This is a genomic window from Streptomyces sp. NPDC045678 (genome assembly GCF_056432085.1).
The window spans coordinates 35,023-55,435 of record NZ_JBWKJS010000018.1 but is presented as its reverse complement, the minus strand read 5'-3'; the positions used below and the strand labels follow the sequence as shown (position 1 = coordinate 55,435).

At 70.9% G+C, this 20,413-nt stretch carries 18 protein-coding genes; 7 read left to right on the top strand and 11 right to left on the bottom strand.

Features of this window, described 5'->3' with window-relative positions; genetic code table 11:
* Positions 1-46: 46 nt before the first annotated feature.
* Together AC07DO_RS39520 and AC07DO_RS39515 are read right to left on the bottom strand one after the other, a co-directional pair.
* The gene (locus AC07DO_RS39520) at positions 47-718 is read right to left on the bottom strand and encodes a response regulator (protein WP_479067320.1); all 672 of its coding nucleotides are present in this window, start codon (positions 716-718) and stop codon (positions 47-49) included.
* Positions 711-1,856, bottom strand: a complete 1,146-nt coding sequence (locus tag AC07DO_RS39515; RefSeq protein WP_479067318.1) for a GAF domain-containing sensor histidine kinase — start codon at positions 1,854-1,856, stop codon at positions 711-713. Before AC07DO_RS39515 ends, AC07DO_RS39520 begins: the two co-directional genes overlap by 8 nt.
* A gap of 439 nt (positions 1,857-2,295) precedes the next feature.
* Between AC07DO_RS39515 and AC07DO_RS39510 the strand changes: the two genes are divergently transcribed.
* Positions 2,296-3,012: a transglycosylase SLT domain-containing protein gene (locus AC07DO_RS39510; protein WP_479067316.1), complete on the top strand. Its 717-nt coding sequence runs from the start codon at positions 2,296-2,298 to the stop codon at positions 3,010-3,012.
* Between the two features lie 112 nt (positions 3,013-3,124).
* Here AC07DO_RS39510 and AC07DO_RS39505 read toward each other — a convergent pair whose 3' ends face one another.
* The gene (locus AC07DO_RS39505) at positions 3,125-5,788 is read right to left on the bottom strand and encodes an ABC transporter ATP-binding protein/permease (RefSeq protein WP_479067314.1); all 2,664 of its coding nucleotides are present in this window, start codon (positions 5,786-5,788) and stop codon (positions 3,125-3,127) included.
* Between the two features lie 266 nt (positions 5,789-6,054).
* On the opposite strand from AC07DO_RS39505, the gene AC07DO_RS39500 reads away from it, so the two are divergent.
* Together AC07DO_RS39500 and serB are read left to right on the top strand one after the other, a co-directional pair.
* Positions 6,055-8,013 (top strand): streptophobe family protein, encoded by a 1,959-nt coding sequence (locus tag AC07DO_RS39500; RefSeq protein WP_479067312.1) that lies wholly within the window; start codon positions 6,055-6,057, stop codon positions 8,011-8,013.
* A 907-nt stretch (positions 8,014-8,920) separates the two neighbouring features.
* Positions 8,921-10,135, top strand: a complete 1,215-nt coding sequence (gene serB / locus AC07DO_RS39495; RefSeq protein ID WP_479067310.1) for a phosphoserine phosphatase SerB — start codon at positions 8,921-8,923, stop codon at positions 10,133-10,135.
* Between the two features lie 125 nt (positions 10,136-10,260).
* Here serB and AC07DO_RS39490 read toward each other — a convergent pair whose 3' ends face one another.
* From AC07DO_RS39490 to AC07DO_RS39475, 4 genes are all read right to left on the bottom strand, one after another.
* Positions 10,261-10,779 (bottom strand): SixA phosphatase family protein, encoded by a 519-nt coding sequence (locus AC07DO_RS39490; protein ID WP_479067309.1) that lies wholly within the window; start codon positions 10,777-10,779, stop codon positions 10,261-10,263.
* 88 nt (positions 10,780-10,867) lie between these two features.
* On the bottom strand, positions 10,868-11,083 hold the full coding sequence (locus tag AC07DO_RS39485; RefSeq protein WP_479067307.1) for a hypothetical protein: 216 nt from the start codon (positions 11,081-11,083) through the stop codon (positions 10,868-10,870).
* Between the two features lie 168 nt (positions 11,084-11,251).
* Positions 11,252-11,368 carry an SGM_5486 family transporter-associated protein gene (locus AC07DO_RS39480; protein WP_268770442.1) on the bottom strand — a complete coding sequence of 39 codons (117 nt, stop codon included), beginning with the start codon at positions 11,366-11,368 and terminating at the stop codon, positions 11,252-11,254.
* 115 nt (positions 11,369-11,483) lie between these two features.
* Entirely contained in the window at positions 11,484-12,803 is a 1,320-nt protein-coding gene (locus tag AC07DO_RS39475; protein WP_479067305.1) for a CynX/NimT family MFS transporter, read from the bottom strand.
* A gap of 122 nt (positions 12,804-12,925) precedes the next feature.
* Here AC07DO_RS39475 and AC07DO_RS39470 point away from each other — a divergent pair, with 122 nt between their 5' ends.
* Positions 12,926-13,612 (top strand): FadR/GntR family transcriptional regulator, encoded by a 687-nt coding sequence (locus AC07DO_RS39470; protein ID WP_479067303.1) that lies wholly within the window; start codon positions 12,926-12,928, stop codon positions 13,610-13,612.
* A 29-nt stretch (positions 13,613-13,641) separates the two neighbouring features.
* Here the strand turns inward: AC07DO_RS39470 and AC07DO_RS39465 are convergent, their stop codons facing one another.
* The 3 genes from AC07DO_RS39465 to fabG form a co-directional block, all read right to left on the bottom strand.
* Positions 13,642-13,968 carry a hypothetical protein gene (locus AC07DO_RS39465; RefSeq protein WP_479067301.1) on the bottom strand — a complete coding sequence of 109 codons (327 nt, stop codon included), beginning with the start codon at positions 13,966-13,968 and terminating at the stop codon, positions 13,642-13,644.
* A gap of 145 nt (positions 13,969-14,113) precedes the next feature.
* On the bottom strand, positions 14,114-14,875 hold the full coding sequence (fabI, locus tag AC07DO_RS39460) for an enoyl-ACP reductase FabI (protein ID WP_479067299.1): 762 nt from the start codon (positions 14,873-14,875) through the stop codon (positions 14,114-14,116).
* A gap of 4 nt (positions 14,876-14,879) precedes the next feature.
* Entirely contained in the window at positions 14,880-15,599 is a 720-nt protein-coding gene (gene fabG, locus AC07DO_RS39455) for a 3-oxoacyl-[acyl-carrier-protein] reductase (protein WP_479067297.1), read from the bottom strand.
* Between the two features lie 186 nt (positions 15,600-15,785).
* Between fabG and AC07DO_RS39450 the strand changes: the two genes are divergently transcribed.
* Genes AC07DO_RS39450 through tyrS form a run of 3 tightly spaced genes read left to right on the top strand, consistent with a single transcriptional unit; the run spans position 15,786 to position 20,023 of the window.
* The gene (locus AC07DO_RS39450) at positions 15,786-17,309 is read left to right on the top strand and encodes a TldD/PmbA family protein (RefSeq protein ID WP_479067295.1); all 1,524 of its coding nucleotides are present in this window, start codon (positions 15,786-15,788) and stop codon (positions 17,307-17,309) included.
* Positions 17,306-18,700 (top strand): metallopeptidase TldD-related protein, encoded by a 1,395-nt coding sequence (locus AC07DO_RS39445; protein ID WP_479067293.1) that lies wholly within the window; start codon positions 17,306-17,308, stop codon positions 18,698-18,700. The genes AC07DO_RS39450 and AC07DO_RS39445 overlap by 4 nt, the downstream gene beginning before the upstream one ends.
* Before the next feature lie 57 nt (positions 18,701-18,757).
* A complete protein-coding gene (gene tyrS / locus AC07DO_RS39440) occupies positions 18,758-20,023 on the top strand; it encodes a tyrosine--tRNA ligase (RefSeq protein WP_150166290.1) in 1,266 nt (421 codons plus the stop codon).
* 60 nt (positions 20,024-20,083) lie between these two features.
* Here the strand turns inward: tyrS and AC07DO_RS39435 are convergent, their stop codons facing one another.
* A complete protein-coding gene (locus AC07DO_RS39435; RefSeq protein ID WP_150183375.1) occupies positions 20,084-20,359 on the bottom strand; it encodes a GlsB/YeaQ/YmgE family stress response membrane protein in 276 nt (91 codons plus the stop codon).
* Between the last annotated feature and the right edge of the window lie 54 nt (positions 20,360-20,413).

Sequence of the window (20,413 nt, the reverse complement as noted above, 5' to 3'; positions counted from 1 at the left end):
GACGGTATGAATCTCAGACCGCAAGTCGACGGTTCGGCGGAAGGTCTCAGCCGGCCACGCCGTGGCGTACGGCCCAGAGCGCGGCCTGGGTGCGGTCGGCCAGGTCCAGCTTCATCAGGATGTTCGAGACGTGGGTCTTGACGGTCTTCTCGGAGAGGACGAGGGCGCGGGCGATCTCGCGGTTCGAGCGGCCGTCGGCGATCAGGCCGAGGACCTCGCGCTCGCGCTCGGTGAGCGAACCGCCCCTCCCCTGGCCGCCGCCCGTCTCCTCCTGGGAGAGGAGGGCGCCCGCCACCTCGGGCTGCAGGAGCACGTGCCCGGCGTGCACGGAGCGGATGGCGCCGGCGAGGGCGTCCGGGTCGACGTCCTTGTACACGTACCCGGCGGCGCCTGCGCGCAGGGCCGGGACGACCGTGCGCTGCTCGGTGAAGCTGGTGACGATGAGCACGCGCGCGGGGTTGGCGAGTTCGCGGAGCTTGCGCAGCGCCTCGACGCCGTCCATGCCGGGCATCTTGACGTCCATCAGGACGACGTCCGGTTTCAGTTCCTCGGCCTGTGCGACTCCTTCGGCGCCGTCCGACGCCTCTCCGACGACGTCTATGTCGTCCTGGATCTCCAGGAACGTGCGCAGGCCGCGGCGGACCACCTGGTGGTCGTCGACCAGCAGCACCCGGATCCTTGTCCCTGCGTTGACCGTATTGAGCGCTGCGTCAGCCACCGGGCACCTCCATCTCGATCGTCGTGCCCTTGCCGGGCTCCGATTCCACGGTCAGCCGTCCGCCGACCCCGCTCGCCCGGTCCCGCATGGAGACCAGGCCGAGGTGGCGCCCCGCGCTCCGTACCGACCTCGGGTCGAAGCCCGAGCCATCGTCGACGACGCGCAGGGCGGCACCGGCGCCGCGCTTGTCCAGGAGCACGGCGACGTGCTCGGCGCCGGAGTGGCGCAGAGCGTTGTGCAGGGCCTCCTGGGCGACCCGCAGCATGGCTTCTTCCTGGGAGGCCGGCAGGGCCCGCACTCCGTTGCTCTCGAAGGTGACCTCGGCGGAGTGCGCGCGGTGCAGCACTCGGGTGTGGGTGCGCAACGTGGCCACCAGGCCGTCCTCGTCGAGGGCGGCGGGGCGCAGTTCCACGACGGCCGCGCGCAGTTCGTCGGCGGCTTCGGCGGCGAGCATCGCCACCTGTTGCAGTTCGCCCTTGGCGCGGGACGGGTCGCGGTCCACCAGGGCCGTGGCGGCCTGGGCCGTCAGGCGCAGCGAGAAGAGTTTCTGGCTGACGGCGTCGTGCAGTTCGTGGGCGAGGCGGGAGCGTTCCTCCGCGATGGTCAGCTCGCGGCTGCGCTCGTACAGGCGGGCGTTGGTGAGGGCGATGGCGGCGTGCTGGGCGAGGATGGCGAGGAGCTCGGCGTCGTCCTCGGTGAAGCCGCACACGCCCTGGGGCTTGGAGCACTTCTTGTTGGCGAGGAAGAGCGCGCCGAGCGTCTCGTCGTCGGAGCTGATGGGCACGCCGAGGAAGTCGGACATGTCCGGGTGGGCGGAGGGCCAGCCGCCGAAGCGCGGGTCCTCGCGCACGTCGCCGAGGCGGACGGTCTCGCCCTTCTGCAGCATCGAGGCGAGGATGCCGTGCTGCCGGGGCAGCGGGCCGATGGCCTTCCACTGGTCCTCGCTGACCCCGTCGACGACGAACTGGGCGAAGCCGCCGTGGTCGTCCGGGACCCCCAACGCGGCGTACTCGGCGTCGAGCAGCTCGCGGGCCGAGGCGACGATCGTCTTGAGGACGTCGCGCACCTCGAGGTGCCTGCTCATGGCGAGGAGCGCGGAGCTCACCGCGGTCAGGCCGGATCGGGGTCCTTGACTCATGGGCACACGCTACCGGCGGGGTGTGACCGTGCGGATCCGACCTGTGGAGGCCCCCGCCTAGGGCGCGGGGCCTAGGTCCATGGTCCGTGGGCCGGGCGGAGAGGCTCCTCACGGAGAGCGTTGCTCGGGCAACTCTTGGTGAGACTGTTACGTGTTCGATGTGAGCCCGCGCATAGGACGCACATCACGTACGAAGGTCCCTAGTGGATAAGGAATCCCTTTATGTCACGGGGATGCATGGCGCCTGCGGCTTATACGGAACGGTTGATCCACTACCCGGGATCGTACATCACACCTTTGCCACAGATTTTTGCTGCCGCTAAGAATTGCTCCCGTCGCTCGGCGCCGCGGTCTCACCATCGCGGCGTTTGTGCCGGAGAAGCACCATGTCCCCCGCCGGACCAGAGCGACCTCCGCTATCCGAAGAGGTCCATCTCGCATGTCCAAGCACAACCTTCCTGGTCATAGTCGCTCGACCGTGACCAAGACCCAGAAGCTCTCGATCGCCGGTGTCGCCACGCTCGGCGCCGCCGCCCTCGCGTTCTCCCTCGTGCCGGGCAACTCCGAGGCCACCACCCAGGCCGCCGGCGACGTCTCCCCCGTCGCCTTCGCCGCGGGCACCGGCGCGCAGCAGGCCGTCCACGCCAGCGTCTCGAAGCAGCAGTCCAACGCCGACAAGCAGGCCAAGGACGCCGCAGAGAAGGCCGCCGCCGAGAAGAAGAAGGCCGACGAGGCCAAGAAGGCCGCCGACGAGGCCGCCGCGAAGAAGAAGGCCGAGGACGAGCGCAAGGCCAAGGAGGCCGCGAGCCGCGCCGCCGCCCGCAAGCCCGTCTACGCCAACAACCTCGACGGCTGGATCCGCCAGTCCCTCGACATCATGAAGGCCAAGGGCATCCCCGGCTCCTACGAGGGCCTGCACCGCAACATCATCCGCGAGTCCGCGGGCAACCCGCAGGCCGTGAACGGCTGGGACATCAACGCCATCAACGGCACCCCGTCGATCGGTCTGCTCCAGGTCATCCAGCCGACGTTCGACGCGTACCACGTCGACGGCACCTCGACGAACATCTACGACCCGGTCGCCAACATCACGGCCGCGGCCAACTACGCCGCCGACCGGTACGGCTCGATGGACAACGTGAACGGCGCCTACTGAGCCTTGATCGCCTGATCACTGGACCTCTTCAGCCGAAGCAGAGGTTCTCAAGACGCCGAAGGGCGGCACCCCGCGCGGGGTGCCGCCCTTCTCGTGTGCCCGAGGGCACCGGTCACTTGCGCATGACCTCCGGCTCGTGGCGGCGCAGCAGGCGTGCGACCGCGAAGCCGCAGATGACGCCGAGCACGATCAGAACCGTGATGTTGAGGCCCCACTGGCCGGCCGAGTGCTCCCACAGCGGGTCGAGGTCGCCCGGCTTCTTCGGGTCCCACGGCGGCATGAGGTGGGCCAGGTCGAGTGTGGCGCCCGCGCCGGCGATGGCCCAGCGGGACGGCATCAGCCAGGCGAACTGCTCCAGGCCGGGCGAACCGTAGATCTGGAAGAGGACGCCGGTGAACACGACCTGGACGATCGCGAACATCACCAGGAGCGGCATGGTCTTCTCGGCGGTCTTCACCAGCGACGAGATGACCAGGCCGAACATCATCGACGTGAAGCCGAGCGCGATGATCGTCAGGCAGATCTCCGCGGCGGGGGGCATGATCAGGCCCTCCTCCGGCAGTTCGCGCGGGGCGAAGCCGATGCCGCAGATGATGACGCCCTGGATGGCCGTGATCACGCCGAGGACGATGACCTTGGACATCAGGTACGCCGAGCGGGACAGGCCGGTGGCCCGTTCCCGTTCGTAGATGACCCGTTCCTTGATCAGTTCTCGTACGGAGTTGGCCGCGCCCGAGAAGCACATGCCGACCGCGAGGATCAGCATGATCGTGCCGGCGTCGCCGTTGAACTTGACCGGCGGTTTCGGTGGCGCGAGGCCGAAGTCGGCCGGGATGACGACGCTGACGATGCCGAGGACCGCGGGCAGGATCACCATCAGGCCCATGAAGCCCTTGTCGGAGGCGATCACCGAGGTGTAGCGGCGGATCAGGGTCCACAGCTGTGAGCCCCAGCCCTGTGGCTTCGGCGGCCTCACCGCCTGCGGCGGCGGCATCTGTACGGACTGCGCGGCGACGGCGTCGATGTCCGCGGCGTACATCTGGTAGTGCTGCGAGCCCTTCCAGCGGCCCGCCCAGTCGTAGTCGCGGTAGTTCTCGAAGGCGGAGAAGACGTCGGCCCAGGTGCTGTAGCCGAAGAAGTTGAGGGCTTCCTCCGGCGGGCCGAAGTACGCCACCGAGCCGCCGGGTGCCATCACCAGGAGCTTGTCGCAGATCGCGAGCTCCGCGACGGAGTGCGTGACGACGAGGACCGTGCGGCCGTCGTCGGCGAGGCCGCGCAGCAGCTGCATGACGTCGCGGTCCATGCCCGGGTCGAGGCCGGAGGTCGGCTCGTCCAGGAAGATCAGCGAGGGCTTGGTCAGGAGCTCCAGGGCCACCGACACGCGCTTGCGCTGGCCGCCGGAGAGGGAGGTGACCTTCTTCTCCTTGTGGATGTCCAGCTTGAGCTCGCGAAGGACCTCGTCGATGCGGGACTCGCGCTCGGCCTCCGTGGTGTCCGCGGGGAAGCGCAGCTTGGCCGCGTACTTGAGGGCCTTCTTGACGGTCAGCTCCTTGTGCAGGATGTCGTCCTGCGGGACCAGACCGATGCGCTGACGCAGCTCCGCGAACTGCTTGTACAGGTTCCTGTTGTCGTACAGGACGTCGCCCTGGTTGGCGGGCCGGTAGCCGGTGAGCGCCTTGAGCAGGGTGGACTTGCCGGAACCCGAGGGGCCGATGACCGCGATGAGCGACTTCTCCGGGACGCCGAAGGAGACGTCCTTGAGGATCTGCTTGCCGCCGTCGACCGTGACCGTGAGGTGGCGGGCCGAGAAGGAGACGTCACCGGTGTCGACGAACTCCTCGAGCTGTCCGCCGACGAGACGGAAGGTCGAGTGGCCGACGCCGACGATGTCGTTCGGGCCGATCGAGACCGTCGAGGACTTCGCGATCGGCTGGCCGTTGACGTACGTGCCGTTGTGGGACCCGAGGTCGTGGATCTCGAAGCGGCCGTCGGGCGTCGCCGTGAACTCGGCGTGGTGGCGCGAGACCTGCAGGTCGGAGACGACCAGCTCGTTCTCGAGCGCACGGCCGATGCGCATCTTGCGGCCCAGGGCCAGCTGGTGGAACGTCGTCGGGCTGCGGTCCCCGTAGACCGGCGGGGCCCCCGCGACACCGCCGGAACCCGGAGATTTCTGTGCGTACTGCTCGGACGGGCCGCTCTGCTGCTGGGGCACGTGCGACTGGTGCTGCTGCTGAGGCGGGTGCTGCTGATGCACCGGCGCCTGATGCTGCTGCGGTGGCTGGTGTTGCTGCGGTGGCTGCTGCCAGCCCTGCTGCTGCGGCTGGTACGGGGCCTGCTGCTGGGGTGCCTGCTGCTGCGGGGTCTGAGCGGCCCAGCCGGGAGCTTCCTGCTGGTGCTGCTGGTGCTGCTGGTGCTGCTGGGGCGCGTGCTGCGGCGCAGCCTGCTGCTGGGCGTGCTGCGGCGCGGAGACGGCCGCGGCGGCGGCGCCACCGGACACGTTCACCAGTGGACCGTCGGTCGCGTTGCCGAGGTGCACGGCCGTGCCCGGGCCGATTTCCATCTGGTGGATCCGCTGGCCCTGCACGAAGGTGCCATTGGTGCTGCCGTGGTCCTCGATGACCCAACTGCGGCCGCTCCAGCTGATCGTCGCGTGACGCCAGGAAACCCTGGCGTCGTCGAGCGAGATATCCCCCTGCGGATCACGTCCGAGGGTGTACGGCCTGGACGCGTCCAGCGTCCAGGTCCTGCCATTCAATTCCAGTACGAGTTCCGGCACTCCATGCCCCACTGAGTTGTCCCCCGAGCTAGCCCCCATCGATGGGGAGTCTAGGGATGTCGAACATCGGGAGGAACTATTTCAGGCGGAGGGCTCTGACCGAAAGTCGGGCCTTGTGAAGACTGCGTACGCGCGTGACGGGTTGCCCCGTTGACGGAGAAGAAATCGCCCCGGAGAGTAGTAAGCGCCCATCAGTGCATACGGATCATGCTCATTGAGAGCATTAAGTGCATTTAGGGCAACGCGCTGCGGTCCGGGGGGTCCTGATGCAGGCCGAGGAACGGAACGGCGAGAGCCGGGGCGTGCGGTGGGGCGATGTGCTGCTCTCCGCGATCGCCGCGGTCAGTTGGGCGCTGGTGGGGATGGCGGGGGCGGCCGCGCTCGCCCTGCACCTGCTCGGTGCGGACGCGGTGGCCGCGCTCGGGCCGATGACGGCGGCCACCGTCGCGCTGGGCGCGGGCGGTTCGGTCACGCCGTCCGGCGACGTCTCGGCGTTCGGTCTGGACGACGCCGAGGCGACCACGACAGTCGATATTGCGCCACTCGGTGTGGGTTTGGTCGGAGCGCTCCTGCTCGCCCACTTCTTCCTGCGTTCCCTGCGCGGGGCGGGGCTCGTGATCTCCCCCGCCGAACTCCTCGCGCGTGCGGGCGCGGTGATCGCCCTCTTCCTCGGGATGCTCGCGGGGCTCGCCTGGGCCGGTCACGACATCGTCACGATCGACGGCAAGCAGCTCGGCATCGACAAAGGGATCGGGGAGGGCGTCGACGAGCTGCCGGGCGGCATCGGCGACAAGCTGCCCGGCGGGATCGGGGACATCGGCGGGCTGCTGCCGGACCGGCTCGGGGACCTCGTGGAGGCGAAGACGTCGGTCGGGTTCACCGTCGACACCGGTCCGACGCTGCTCGGCGGCGCGGTCTGGGTGACCGCCGTCCTGCTCATCGCGCTCCTCGCGTCGCGGCGCACTCCGTTGCTGCGCGCCCTCGACGGCCTGCACCGGGTGGTGCGGCCGGCCGTGTCCGCGCTGGTCGCGGTGGTACTGGTGGCGGTGGCCGCGGGGTGGGCCGCGGCGGGGTACGCGATGATCGGCGACGACCATCCGAAGCGGATCGCGGGCGCGGCGCTGCTCGGGGCACCGAACGGGGTGTGGCTCGGCCTGCCGGTCGGCCTCTTCGTCCCGTGGGACGGCGAGGCGACGGGCGCGCTCACGCGCTTCCTGCCGGACCCGGTGGACGACCTCCTGACGGGCCCCTCCGACAAGGCGCTGACGCTCGGGCGCCTGGCCGAACTCGACGGGCGGGTGTGGCTGTTGGGGGTCGCGGCCGCGATGGCGATGCTGTTCGCGGGGGTGCTGACTGCTGTACGTACTCCTCGCGCCCGGGACACCGTGTCCGCGGCCGGGTTCGCCGGGCGGTGCGGGGTGCGTCTCGGGGGCGTGACCGCGCTGGGCCTGCCGCTCCTGGTGTGGCTGACGGAGGTGTCGGCCGACGCCTCGCTCTCCGTGTTCGGCTTCGACGCGTTCGGCGCCGGGATCGAGCTGCACGGGCGGTTGGGGGCGGCGGCGCTGCTGGGGGCGGCGTGGGGGTTCGGGGCGGGGTTGGTGGGGGCGGTTCTCGCGGTGCTGACGGGGGCGGCGGGCACCCGGGCGGCAGGCTTGGCCCTCGCATCCGGCGCGGGGGGCCTCCCTGGGCGCCATGGCCCCGGCATGCCTGCGGGTTCGCAGCCGGGCCTCCCTGGACCCCATGGCCCCGGCATGCCTGCGGGTTCGGAGGCGGGCCTCCCCGGACACTATGACCCCGGCATGCCTAGGGGTTCGGAGGCGGGCCTCCCCGGACACCATGACCCAGGCATGCCTCCGGGTTCGGAGGCGGGACCGTACGCGCCCGGGACGCCGTACCGTCCACCGAACCCTGACACGAACCCGTACCTGCGCGCGATGGGGCCCGGCTCTGCGGGCCTGGCGGGCTCTACCGGCTCGGCGGGCGCTGCGGGCTCTACCGGCTCGACGGGCGCTGCGGGGCCGACGGGTTCTCCGGGACCGGCGGGATCGGCGGAGCCCTCACGAGGAACCCCTCCGCGGTCCGACAGAGACGTCTCCGGGGCCCCCACGGTTCTGGGCCCGGTGGTCCCCCCTCCCTCACGCCGCTCCCGCCCCCGCTCCGCCGACTGGCCACCCCCGCCTCCGCCGCCCCCACCGCCACCCAAAACCCCACGAGACCCGGACTGAACGCCCGCCCCTGTGGGCTGCGCCCACCCGCCCCACTCTGCGGCACGCCTGCCCCCGGGCGGGGGGGCGGGGCCCCGGCGCAGGTGGCGGGGGCGGGCCCTGTGGGAGGGGCGGGGGGCGGAGGGTGCCGTGTCACGGGGCAACGGGGGCGAAGGCGGGATGGGCGAAGGGCGAGCGGGGTCAGGCGGGGTCAGGCGGGCATAGGGGCGGAGCGTTCAGCCCCAACGCGCACGCCACGCCCCGCCACAGAGCACACGACCGGCACGGAGGGCGCCTCATGCGGAAAGACCACGTCCCGGGGCAAACGGGCGGGTCCGTCGGCTTCAGCCGGTGCGCCGCAACGCAGGGCGAACAGCGGGCGGAGACAAGAGTTGCCGGGGGTGCGCCAACGCCCCGGGCTAACGGGCGGGGTGGGGGTTTTGGCTTGGGTGGGGGGCTGGCTTGGGTGGGGTGTTGGGCGTTGCGCCGCGGGGTGCTCGGGCAGGTGGGCGGGTGGATGGATGAAGGAGGGCTGCGTCGCGGTGTCCCGGTGGCGGACCGGCGGCGGCGCCCGGCAGACCGGCGGGTGGCGCCCGGCAGACCGACCGCGCGGCGCCCGGCGGACGACCGCGTGGTGTCCGGCGACCGGCGGCACGGCGCCCAGTGGACCGGCGGAGCGGGGCCCGGGTGGCGAACCGGCGGCGTGGTACCCCGCGGACCGGCGGCGCGGCCCCCGGCAGACCGGCGGCGCGGTACCCCGCGGACCGGCGGCGCGGCCCCCGGCGGACCGACCGCACGGTGCCCGGCGGACCGACCGCACGGTGCCCGGCGGACCGACCGCACGGTGCCCGGCGGACCGGCCGCGCGGTGTCCGGGTGGCGGACCGCGAGGCACCCCCACGAAGAGGGCGGATACCGTAGGGATCACCATGAGTGCTTCGCAGCCCCCTCAGCCCGCCGACATCCCGACGCTCCTCGTCAAGATCTTCGGCAAGGACCGCCCCGGCATCACAGCCGGCCTCTTCGACACCCTCGCCGCCTACTCCGTCGACGTCGTCGACATCGAGCAGGTCGTCACCCGTGGCCGGATCGTGCTGTGCGCGCTCGTGACCGAGCCGCCCGCCGGCCTGGAGGGTGACCTGCGCGCCACCGTCCACAGCTGGGCGGAGTCCATGAAGATGCAGGCCGAGATCATCTCGGGCATCGGCGACAACAGGCCGCGAGGCCTCGGGCGTTCGCTGGTGACCGTCCTCGGCCATCCGCTGACCTCCGAGTCGACGGCCGCGATCGCCGCCAGCATCACCGCCACCGGCGGCAACATCGACCGTATCTTCCGGCTCGCCAAGTACCCGGTCACCGCCGTCGAGTTCGCCGTGTCCGGCACCGAGACGGAGCCGCTGCGCACCGCACTCGCCATAGAGGCCGCGCGGCTCGGCGTGGACGTCGCGGTCGTGTCGGCGGGCCTGCACCGCCGTGCCCAGCGCCTGGTGGTGATGGACGTCGACTCCACGCTCATCCAGGACGAGGTCATCGAACTCTTCGCCGCGCACGCCGGATGCGAGGCCGAGGTCGCCGAGGTGACGGCGGCGGCGATGCGCGGGGAGCTGGACTTCGAGCAGTCGCTGCACGCCCGCGTGGCGCTCCTCGCGGGTCTCGACGCCTCGGTCGTGGACAAGGTCCGCTCCGAGGTCCGGCTCACCCCGGGCGCCCGTACCCTGATCCGCACCCTCAAGCGTCTCGGCTACCAAGTGGGCGTCGTCTCGGGCGGGTTCACTCAGGTCACCGACGATCTGAAGGAACGTCTCGGCCTCGACTTCGCCCAGGCCAACACCCTGGAGGTCGTCGACGGCAAGCTCACCGGCAAGGTGACCGGCGAGATCGTCGACCGCGCGGGCAAGGCCCGGCTGCTGCGCCGCTTCGCCACGGAGGCCGGCGTCCCGCTGGAGCAGACCGTCGCGATCGGTGACGGCGCGAACGACCTGGACATGCTGAACGCCGCGGGCCTCGGCGTCGCCTTCAACGCCAAGCCCGTGGTCCGCGAGGCAGCGCACACCGCGGTGAACGTCCCCTTCCTGGACACGGTCCTCTACCTTCTCGGCATCACGCGCGAAGAGGTCGAGGCGGCGGATACGCACACCGACTGAGGCCGCGGCGCGCATCGCTTACGTCTACCTGCGTCGCGTACGACCACGTCAGTCGCGTACGACCATGTCAAAGGGGCCCGGCACCGTGAAGGTGCCGGGCCCCTGGCGACGGGCGGGGAGAGGGGCTACTCGGACGGCGCCCAGTAGTCGACGAGCGTGGCCACGCCGGGCTCCAGCGCCTTCCACGAACCGGAGTACGTCAGGACGGCGAAGGCAGCGGTCGGGAAGCCCCTGCGGTTCAGCCGCGTCCTGGCGTCGCCCTCGGTGTCCCCCGCGAGGACGTCGGTGAGACCCTGGATGCCGGGGTTGTGGCCGATCAGGACAAGGTTCTGTACGTCGTCCGGGGTTTCGTTGAGCACGGCGATCAGCTCACCGGGAGAGGCTTCGTACACCCGATCCTCGTAGACGGTCTTCGGCCGCTGCGGGAGCTCCTGGACGGCGAGCTTCCAGGTCTCCCGGGTCCGGGTGGCGGTCGAGCAGAGGGCCAGGTCCAAGGCGATGCCGCTGTCAGCCAGCTTGCGTCCGGCGACGGGGGCGTCCCGGCGTCCGCGCTCGGCGAGCGGCCTCTCGTGGTCGGAAACCTGCGGCCAGTCGGCCTTCGCATGCCGGAAGAGGACAATCCTGCGGGGTTCTGCGACGCTCATGCTTCCCAGCTTCGCATGAAACGCGCCACGGGGCGCAGGGAGTTGGTGCGGTCCCCCGACGCGGGTGACGGCACCGGGGGAAACGGGGTCACGAGGCCGTGCGCAGGATCATCGTCTGTATCCGCTCCAGGACGTTGGTGATCACCGGCTCGCTGGATGCCGCGTGCGCGTCCACGGGGTTCAGGATCAGCAGGAGCAGGGCCGCGAAGGCGATGGCAGGAAGGGCGATCGCCCACCAGGGAAGCTGGACCTCGATGCTGCCCGACTTCGCCGGGTCGCGCAGGGTGTGCGATCGGGCCGACATGTCGCCTCCGTGGTCCTCGAGTGCTCCGTGCCGCGTCTTCGCGGCCACAACTCGAAGTTAGGCGATCGGCGCCCCTCAACCCATCCGGAGATCCACCCACTTGACCCTGACACTGACCCCCTAGGGGATGGTGGTGCTAGCCCCACCATCGCCCGCCCGGGGGCCGGTTCACGGCGAGGCGATGGATGCGATGACGCCGATGATCACGGTGATGGCCAGCATCGCGCCGAGCACGATGAGCAACTTCTTCTGGCCGTTCTGGGGGTTCGGGTCAAGGACGGGCATACGGCCAGTCTCGCACCCTTTGCCCGCCCTCCCTCCGGCGGGGTGGGCCGCTCCCGTGGGCCGCTCCCGTGCGCCGCTCCCCCGGCGAGGCGGGCCGCCCCCTCCCCCAGTGGGGTCAGGCCGCCGCGCCCCGGGCCGCCACCTCGTCCTCGACCGTGCGGTTGCGGCCCGCGAGGGTACCGATGACGATCTGCGGCACCATGAGGCCGGCCATGAGCGCGAGGGGCAGCCCCCAGCCGCCGCTGTGCTGGTAGAGCACGCCCACGAGGAGCGGGCCCGGAATCGAGATCAGGTAGCCCGTGCTCTGCGCGAAGGCGGACAGCTTGGCCACGCCCACGCTGCTCTTGGCGCGCATGCCGACCATGGTGAGGGCGAGCGGGAAGGCGCAGTTGGAGATGCCGAGCAGCAGGGCCCAGGCCCAGGCGCCGCCCGCGGGTGCGAGGTAGAGGCCCGCGTACCCGGCGAGGCCGCACGCGCCGAGGACGATCACAACAGGGCCCTGGTTGGTGAGGCGCGTGGCGACCCGCGGGATGACGAACGCCAGGGGCACGCCCATGGCCATCGTGACGGCGAGCAGGACGCCCGCCTCGCCCGCGGGGACACCCGCGTCGCGGAAGATCTGCGGCATCCAGCCCATCGTGATGTACGCGGCGGTGGCCTGGAGACCGAAGAAGACGGCGAGCGCCCAGGCGGTGCGGCTGGAGGTGATGCGCAGCCCGTCGTCCTCGCGTCGGACGGCGGCACTGACGTGCTCCGGCACGGCGGCCGCGGCCTGGCTGCGGTCGCGGACGAGCGGGATCCAGGGGATGACGGCGACGACGGCGAGCAGGGCCCAGACGGCGAGGCCGGTCTGCCAGCGTCCGCCGAGGCCGTCGGTGACGGGCACGGTGAGGGCGGCCGCCAGGGAGGTGCCGAGTGCGAGCGCCATCGAGTACAGGCCGGTCATGGAGCCGACGCGGTCGGGGAACCAGCGCTTGACGATGACGGGCATCAGGACGTTGCTGACGGCGATGCCCGCGAGGGCGAGCGCGGTGGCGGCGAGGAAGCCCGCGGTGCCGCCGATGAAGGGCCGGATCACCAGGCCGGCGGCGATGGCGACCATGCCGACGCAGACGACCGCGCTGGGGCCGAAGCGCTTGGCCAGACGGGGCGCCATCACGCCGAAGAACGCGAAGCACAGCGGCGGCACGGAGGTGAGCAGGCCCGCGAGGGTGCCGCTCATGCCGAGGCCGTCACGCACCTCTTCGAGGAGGGCGCCGAGGCTGGTGATGGCCGGGCGAAGGTTCATGGCGGCGAGGACGATGCCGACGATGACGAGACGCGTCGCCCACGCGCGCGTGGGGGCCTGTTTCTCGTCGCTCCCTGCCGGTACGGGGGACGTTGCCGGGTTTGCCCCGGCCGTCGGGGTCATCGTCTCGGTTTTCTCGCTAGCCATGGAGCCATCATAGAATCATGGGATGATTGACTGTCCAATCGATTGCGTCACACTGCTCGTCCGCGGGCAACCGTCCACACCCGAGTAACCCCTCATCCACCGGCCACGCACGAAGGAACGTCATGCCGCTGACCACCCCTCGCCGTTCGGCACTCTCCGAACAGGTCATCTCCGAGCTGCGCAACCAGATCTCGTCGGGCGAGTGGCCGGTCGGTTCCCGCATCCCCACCGAGCCCGAGCTGGTCGACCAGCTGGGCGTGGCCAGGAACACGGTCAGGGAGGCCGTGCGCGCCCTCGCGCACAACGGCCTGCTCGACATCCGGCAGGGCTCGGGAACGTATGTGGTCGCGACGAGCGAGCTCGCGGGCGTGATGCAGCGCAGGTTCGCCGACGCGGACCCGCGGCACATCGCCGAGCTGCGCAGCACGCTGGAGTCCAGTGCCGCGAAGCTCGCCGCCGAGCGACGCACCGAGCGGGACCTCAAGCAGCTTGACGCGCTGCTCGTGCGCCGCGAGGAGGTGTGGGCGTCCGGGGACGCGGAGGCCTTCGTGACGGCCGACGCGACATTCCACATGGCCGTCGTCGCCGCGTCGCACAACGACGTCATGACGGCGCTCTACGCGGACCTCGGCGAGGTGCTGCGTGACTGGCTGCGCGAGGACATCGGCGAGGAGCTGACGCCCGAGGCGCACATGGACCACGCGCGGCTGGTCGACGCGATCCGCGCGGGCGACGCGGAGGCCGCCGCTTCGGAGGCCGCGGGCTACCCGTTCATGTGCCGCCCGGACCGTTTCGCTTCCGGCGGCTGACCGCACTCACTTGCGGCGACCGGCCCCGCTCACTTCTGGTGGCTGACCCAGACCGAGCGGATCTCCTTCCAGCACCGCCCGGTGAGACGCACCGTCATCGCGGGTTCCGCCTCGACGGGGCGGGAGTCCGTGTCGATGTCCCACCACTGGTCGCACTCCACGTGCAGACGGACCCGGTCGGTCTCCGGGTAGGGGTTGTGGCAGTACGCGACGACGTGGGGACCGGCGACGCCGGTGCGGCACTCCGAACCGAAGGGGCGCGGTTTCTCCCGCGTGTCCGCCCTCCCACGCGCGTGGGAGGAACCCTGCGGCGCGGCGCTCGGCGCGGCGACCACAAGAGCGAGAGCCACGAGCACCGCACCTGTAAGACGCACACTTCAGAGTGCCGGTCCCTCCCCCCTCGCCGCCTGACAAGGGGGCCGAACGGGTGAGGCCCCGCCGCCCGCGCGCTGCGGGGGACGGGGCCTCGAAAACGTACCCACTACTGGGGCGAGTGCCTGGTCAGGCGCCCATCATGTGCACGCCGCCGTCGACGTGGATGATCTCGCCGGTGGTCTTCGGGAAGAAGTCCGAGAGCAGGGCGACGACGCCGCGGCCCGCGGGCTCCGGGTCGGCCATGTCCCAGTTCAGCGGGGAGCGGGTGTTCCAGACGTCCGCGAGCTCTCCGAAGCCCGGGATGGACTTGGCCGCCATGGAGCCGAGCGGGCCCGCGGAGATCAGGTTGCAGCGGACGTCCTCCTTGCCCAGGTCGCGGGCGAGGTAGCGGCTGGTGGCCTCCAGGGCGGCCTTGGCCGGGCCCATCCAGTCGTACTTCGGCCAGGCGTACTGGGCGTCGAAGGTGAGGCCGACGACCGAGGCGCCGCCCTCGAACAGCGGGCGGCAGGCCATGGTGAGCGACTTCAGGGAGTACGCCGAGACGTGCATCGCCGTGGAGACGTCCTCGAACGACGCCTCCAGGAAGTTGAACGCGCCCTGCGGCGCGAAGCCGATGGAGTGCACGATGCCGTCGAGGCCGCCGAGCTCCTCCTTGACGACGCCCGCGAGGCGGTCGAGGTGCTCCTGGTTGGTCACGTCCAGCTCGATGACCTTGGCGGGCTTGGGGAGCTTCCTGGCGATGCGCTCGGTGAGCGTGGGCCGCGGGAAGGCGGTCAGGATGACCTCCGCGCCCTGCTCCTGGGCCACCTTGGCCGCGTGGAAGGCGATGGAGGCCTCCGTCAGCACACCGGTGACGAGGATGCGCTTGCCGTCGAGAATTCCGCTCATGTGATCAGTGACCCATGCCCAATCCGCCGTCAACGGGGATGACGGCTCCAGTGATGTAAGAAGCGTCGTCCGACGCGAGGAACTTCACCGCGGCGGCGATCTCCTCGGGCTGCGCGTAACGGCCGAGCGGCACCTGAGAGACGATGCCCTCACGCTGCTCGTCCGTCAGCACCTTGGTCATGTCGGTGTCGACAAAACCGGGGGCGACGACGTTGAAGGTGAGGTTGCGCGAGCCGAGCTCGCGGGCGAGCGAACGCGCGAAACCGACCAGACCGGCCTTGGAGGCGGCGTAGTTGGCCTGTCCGGGTCCTCCGTAGAGGCCCACCACGGAGGAGATCAGGACGACGCGGCCCTTCTTGGCGCGCAGCATGCCGCGGTTGGCACGCTTGACGACGCGGAAGGTGCCGGTGAGGTTGGTGTCGAGGACGGACGTGAAGTCCTCCTCGGACATGCGCATCAGGAGCTGGTCCTTGGTGATGCCGGCATTGGCGATCAGGACCTCGACGTTCCCGTGCTTCTCCTCGATCTCCTTGTAGGCCTGCTCCACCTGCTCGGCGTCGGTGATGTCGCACTTGACGGCGAGGACTCCGGCGTCGGTGAGGAGCTTCGGCGGTTCACCCGAGCGGTAGGTGATCGCGACCTTGTCGCCGGCGTCGGCGAAGGCGCGGGCGATGGCGAGGCCGATGCCCCGGTTTCCTCCGGTGACGAGAACCGAGCGGCTCAACGGATCACCCTTTCCATAGTGGTCTGGTACCTCGAAAACCTATCGGTACCTGTCGCGATACGGAGAATCGACGACCGACAGTGGCTCAGAGGACTCGCTGTCGGATCCCTACAGAAACCCCTGGCCGCCGGGGCGCCGGGCGCGACATGATCGGGGCTGACCGGAGCCGACAGCAGGGAGACATCCGTGCCTCATTCCATCGATGAAGCCTTCACGGCACTGCCGCTGCGGGCTCTCGCCGACGCCGCGCTGGCCCGCGCGCGGGCGCTCGGCGCCGACCACGCGGACTTCCGCCTGGAGCGGGTGCGCAGCGCGTCCTGGCTGCTGCGCGACGCCAAACCGGCGGGCAGCTCCGACACCACGGACCTCGGGTACGCGGTCCGTGTGGTGCACGGCGGCACCTGGGGCTTCGCCTCCGGTGTCGACCTGACGATGGACGCGGCGGCGCGCGTCGCCTCGCGGGCCGTGGCCATGGCGAAGCTGTCCGCGCAGGTCATCAAGGCCGCGGGATCCGACGAGAGAGTGGAGCTCGCGGACGAGCCGGTGCACGCGGACAAGACGTGGGTCTCCTCGTACGAGATCGATCCGTTCTCCGTGCCGGGCGAGGAGAAGGCGGGGCTGCTCGCCGACTGGAGCGCGCGGCTGCTCGCCGCCGACGGGGTCACGCACGTCGACGCGTCGCTGATGACCGTGCACGAGAACAAGTTCTACGCGGACACGGCGGGGACGTCGACCACGCAGCAGCGCGTGCGGCTGCACCCGCAGCTGACCGCGGTGGCCGTCGACGCGTCGAGCGGCGAGTTCGACTCGATGCGGACGATCGCGCCGCCGGTCGGCCGCGGCTGGGAGTACCTCACGGGGACCGGCTGGGACTGGGAGACGGAGCTGGCCGGGATTCCGGAGCTTTTGGCGGAGAAGATGCGGGCGCCGAGCGTCCGGGCGGGTGCGCACGACCTCGTCGTCGATCCGTCGAACCTGTGGCTGACGATCCACGAGTCCATCGGCCACGCCACGGAGCTGGACCGCGCGCTCGGCTACGAAGCGGCGTACGCGGGCACCTCCTTCGCCACCTTCGACCAGCTCGGCAAGCTGGCGTACGGCTCCTCGCTGATGAACGTGACGGGCGACCGGACTGCCGAGCACGGCCTCGCGACGATCGGATACGACGACGAGGGCGTGGCCGGCCAGTCCTGGGACCTGGTCAAGGACGGCACCCTGGTCGGCTACCAGCTGGACCGGCGCATCGCGAAACTCACCGGCTTCGAGCGCTCCAACGGCTGCGCGTACGCCGACTCCCCCGGTCACGTCCCGGTGCAGCGCATGGCGAACGTGTCGCTCCAGCCGGACCCGGGCGGGCTCTCCACGGAGGATCTGATCGCGGGCGTGGACCGCGGGATCTATGTGGTCGGGGACCGGTCGTGGTCGATCGACATGCAGAGGTACAACTTCCAGTTCACGGGACAGCGCTTCTACCGCATCGAGAACGGGCGTCTCGCCGGGCAGCTGCGCGACGTCGCCTACCAGGCGACAACCACCGAGTTCTGGGGGTCTATGGCCGCGGTCGGCGGTCCGCAGACGTACGTCCTCGGCGGCGCCTTCAACTGCGGCAAGGCCCAGCCCGGCCAGATCGCCGCGGTCTCGCACGGCTGCCCGTCCGCCCTGTTCCGGGGCGTGAACATTCTGAACACCACGCAGGAGGCCGGTCGATGAGCCGCAGCGCCACCAAGCCGCACGAGATCGTCGAGCGCGCCCTCGAACTGTCCACCGCCGACGGCTGCCTCGTGATCGCCGACGAGGAGTCGACGGCGAACCTGCGCTGGGCGGGCAACGCCCTGACCACCAATGGCGTCACCCGCGGTCGCACCCTCACCGTCATCGCGACCGTCGACGGCAAGGAGGGCACCGCGTCCGGTGTCGTGACGCGCGCGGCCGTGACCGCGGACGACCTGGAGCCGCTGGTGCGGGCCGCCGAGGAGGCCGCGCGCGGGGCGGGGCCCGCCGAGGACGCGCAGCCGCTGGTGACCGGCACGGCCGCCTCCCCCGACTTCACCGAGGCGCCCGTCGAGACGTCCTCGGCGGTCTTCGCGGAGTTCGCCCCGGCGCTCGGCGAGGCCTTCGCCCGGGCCCGCGCGGGCGGCCGGGAGCTGTACGGCTTCGCGAACCACGAGTTCGTGTCGAGCTATCTCGGTACGTCGACGGGGCTCCGTCTCCGGCACGACCAGCCCAACGGCACCCTGGAGCTCAACGCCAAGTCGCCCGACCGCACCAGGTCGGCGTGGGCGGGGCGCGCCACCCGCGACTTCAAGGACGTCGACCCGGCCGCGCTCGACGCCGAGCTCGCCCAGCGCCTCGGGTGGGCGGAGCGCCGTATCGTCCTGCCCGCCGGGCGGTACGAGACGCTGCTGCCGCCGACCGCCGTCGCGGACCTGCTGATCTACCAGCTGTGGCAGTCCTCGGCCCGCGACGCCGCCGAGGGCCGCACGGTGTTCTCCAAGCCGGGCGGTGCCACGCGCCTCGGCGAGCGGATCGCCGAGCTGCCGCTGACGCTGCGCAGCGACCCGCACGAGCCGGGCCTGGAGTCGGCGCCCTTCGTGCTCGCGCACGCCTCGGGCGGCGACGCCTCGGTCTTCGACAACGGTCTGCCGCTGTCCGCCACCGAGTGGATCCGCGCCGGTGAGCTCGCTCACCTCGCCACCAGCAGGCACAGCGCGCAGCTGACCGGGCTTCCGGTGACACCGGCCGTCGACAACCTCGTGCTGGACGGCGGCGGCGAGCGCACGCTGGACGAGATGGTCGCGGCGACCGAGCGCGGGCTGCTGCTCACCTGCCTCTGGTACATCCGTGAGGTGGACCCGGCGACGCTGCTGCTCACGGGGCTGACCAGGGACGGCGTGTACCTGGTCGAGAACGGGGAGGTCGTGGGCGAGGTGAACAACTTCCGGTTCAACGAATCGCCCGTGGACCTGCTCGGCCGGGCGACGGAGGCGGGCCGTACGGAGAAGACGCTGCCGCGCGAGTGGGGCGACTACTTCACCCGGGCCGCGATGCCCGCGCTGCGCGTCCCCGATTTCAATATGAGTTCGGTCAGCCCGGGCGTATAACCTCGGACCCTGCACCTACGTGCACAGTGTCAGCACACCCAAGGAGACGCGAGACCCGTGACGGACATCGTCGACGAGCTGAAGTGGCGGGGGCTCTTCGCCCTGTCCACCGATGAAGACGCACTGCGCAAGGCGCTCGCGGACGGTCCCGTCACGTTCTATTGCGGCTTCGACCCGACCGCGGCGAGCCTGCACGTCGGGCACCTCGTGCAGGTCCTCACCGTCCGGCGGCTCCAGCAGGCGGGCCACCGCCCGCTGGCGCTGGTCGGCGGGGCGACGGGCCAGATCGGCGACCCGCGGCCGACCGCCGAGCGCACCCTGAACGACCCGGAGACGGTCGCGAACTGGGTGGCGCGGCTGCGCTCGCAGATCGAGCCGTTCCTGTCCTTCGAGGGCGAGAACGGCGCGACGATGGTGAACAACCTCGACTGGACCGCGGGCATGTCCGCGATCGAGTTCCTGCGCGACATCGGCAAGCACTTCCGCGTGAACAAGATGCTGACCAAGGACTCCGTGGCCCGCCGCCTGGAGTCCCAGGAGGGCATCTCGTACACGGAGTTCAGCTACCAGCTCCTGCAGGGCATGGACTTCCTCGAGCTCTACCGGCGGTACGGCTGCACGCTGCAGACCGGCGGCAGCGACCAGTGGGGCAACCTCACGGCGGGCATCGACCTGATCCACCGCCTGGAGCCGGACGCCGCGGTCCACGCGCTCGGCACGCCGCTGATGCTCAAGTCGGACGGCACCAAGTTCGGCAAGTCCGAGGGCGGCGCGGTCTGGCTCGACCCGACGATGACGACGCCGTACGCGTTCTACCAGTTCTGGCTGAACACGGACGACCGGGACATCTCGACGTACATGCGGATCCTGTCCTTCAAGTCCCGCGAGGAGCTGGAGGAGATCGAGAAGCAGACGGAGGAGCGTCCGCAGGCGCGTGCCGCGCAGCGTGCGCTCGCCGAGGAGTTGACCACGCTGGTGCACGGCGCGGACCAGTGCGCCGCGGTGATCGCCGCCTCCAAGGCGCTCTTCGGGCAGGGCGAGCTCGCCGGGCTCGACGAGGCGACGCTGGCCGCCGCGCTCTCCGAGCTGCCGCGCGTCGAGGTCGCCGAGCTCGGCCCGGTCGTGGACCTGCTCGCGGAGGTGGGCCTGGTGGCGAGCAAGTCCGCCGCGCGGCGCACGGTCAAGGAGGGCGGTGCCTACGTGAACAACGTGAAGGTCGCCGCCGAGGACGCCGTGCCGGCCCGCGAGGACCTGCTGCACGGGCGGTGGCTGGTGCTGCGCCGCGGCAAGAAGAACCTGGCGGCGGTCGAGGTCACGCGGTAGCCGTCGTCCGCGGACGAGAGGGGCCGGTCCCGAGGGACCGGCCCTTTCCGTGCGAGGCGGCTACGCCCTGCGTTTGTTGCCGCGGAGCATGGTGTACGCCGCGTCACCGAGGCCGACGACGACGAGCGCCGCGACCAGCTGGAGCGCGTGCCGGCCCCAGTCGATGCCCTTGGTCTCGTTGATGCCGAACTGCGTCGCGAGCCAGTTGCCCAGCACGGCTCCGATGATGCCGAACACCGTGGTCAGCCAGAGTGGACTGTGCTGCTTGCCGGGCAGAATCGCCTTGGCAATCAGCCCCAGCACGAATCCCACGATGATCGCCCACAACCAGCCCATAGCTGCCTCCTAGTCGGCTCTACATGAGCGTTACGGCCAGTCTCGTCCCGTACG

What these genes read in the sequence shown, in the direction of transcription:
- AC07DO_RS39515 (WP_479067318.1), bottom strand. Translation starts at nt 1,856, where the DNA reads ATGAGTCAAGGACCCCGATCCGGCCTGACCGCGGTGAGCTCCGCGCTC.
- AC07DO_RS39510 (WP_479067316.1), top strand. Translation starts at nt 2,296, where the DNA reads ATGTCCAAGCACAACCTTCCTGGTCATAGTCGCTCGACCGTGACCAAG.
- AC07DO_RS39500 (WP_479067312.1), top strand. Translation starts at nt 6,055, where the DNA reads ATGCAGGCCGAGGAACGGAACGGCGAGAGCCGGGGCGTGCGGTGGGGC.
- serB (WP_479067310.1), top strand. Translation starts at nt 8,921, where the DNA reads ATGAGTGCTTCGCAGCCCCCTCAGCCCGCCGACATCCCGACGCTCCTC.
- AC07DO_RS39490 (WP_479067309.1), bottom strand. Translation starts at nt 10,779, where the DNA reads ATGAGCGTCGCAGAACCCCGCAGGATTGTCCTCTTCCGGCATGCGAAG.
- AC07DO_RS39485 (WP_479067307.1), bottom strand. Translation starts at nt 11,083, where the DNA reads ATGTCGGCCCGATCGCACACCCTGCGCGACCCGGCGAAGTCGGGCAGC.
- AC07DO_RS39480 (WP_268770442.1), bottom strand. Translation starts at nt 11,368, where the DNA reads ATGCCCGTCCTTGACCCGAACCCCCAGAACGGCCAGAAGAAGTTGCTC.
- AC07DO_RS39475 (WP_479067305.1), bottom strand. Translation starts at nt 12,803, where the DNA reads ATGGCTAGCGAGAAAACCGAGACGATGACCCCGACGGCCGGGGCAAAC.
- AC07DO_RS39470 (WP_479067303.1), top strand. Translation starts at nt 12,926, where the DNA reads ATGCCGCTGACCACCCCTCGCCGTTCGGCACTCTCCGAACAGGTCATC.
- fabI (WP_479067299.1), bottom strand. Translation starts at nt 14,875, where the DNA reads ATGAGCGGAATTCTCGACGGCAAGCGCATCCTCGTCACCGGTGTGCTG.
- AC07DO_RS39445 (WP_479067293.1), top strand. Translation starts at nt 17,306, where the DNA reads ATGAGCCGCAGCGCCACCAAGCCGCACGAGATCGTCGAGCGCGCCCTC.
- AC07DO_RS39435 (WP_150183375.1), bottom strand. Translation starts at nt 20,359, where the DNA reads ATGGGCTGGTTGTGGGCGATCATCGTGGGATTCGTGCTGGGGCTGATT.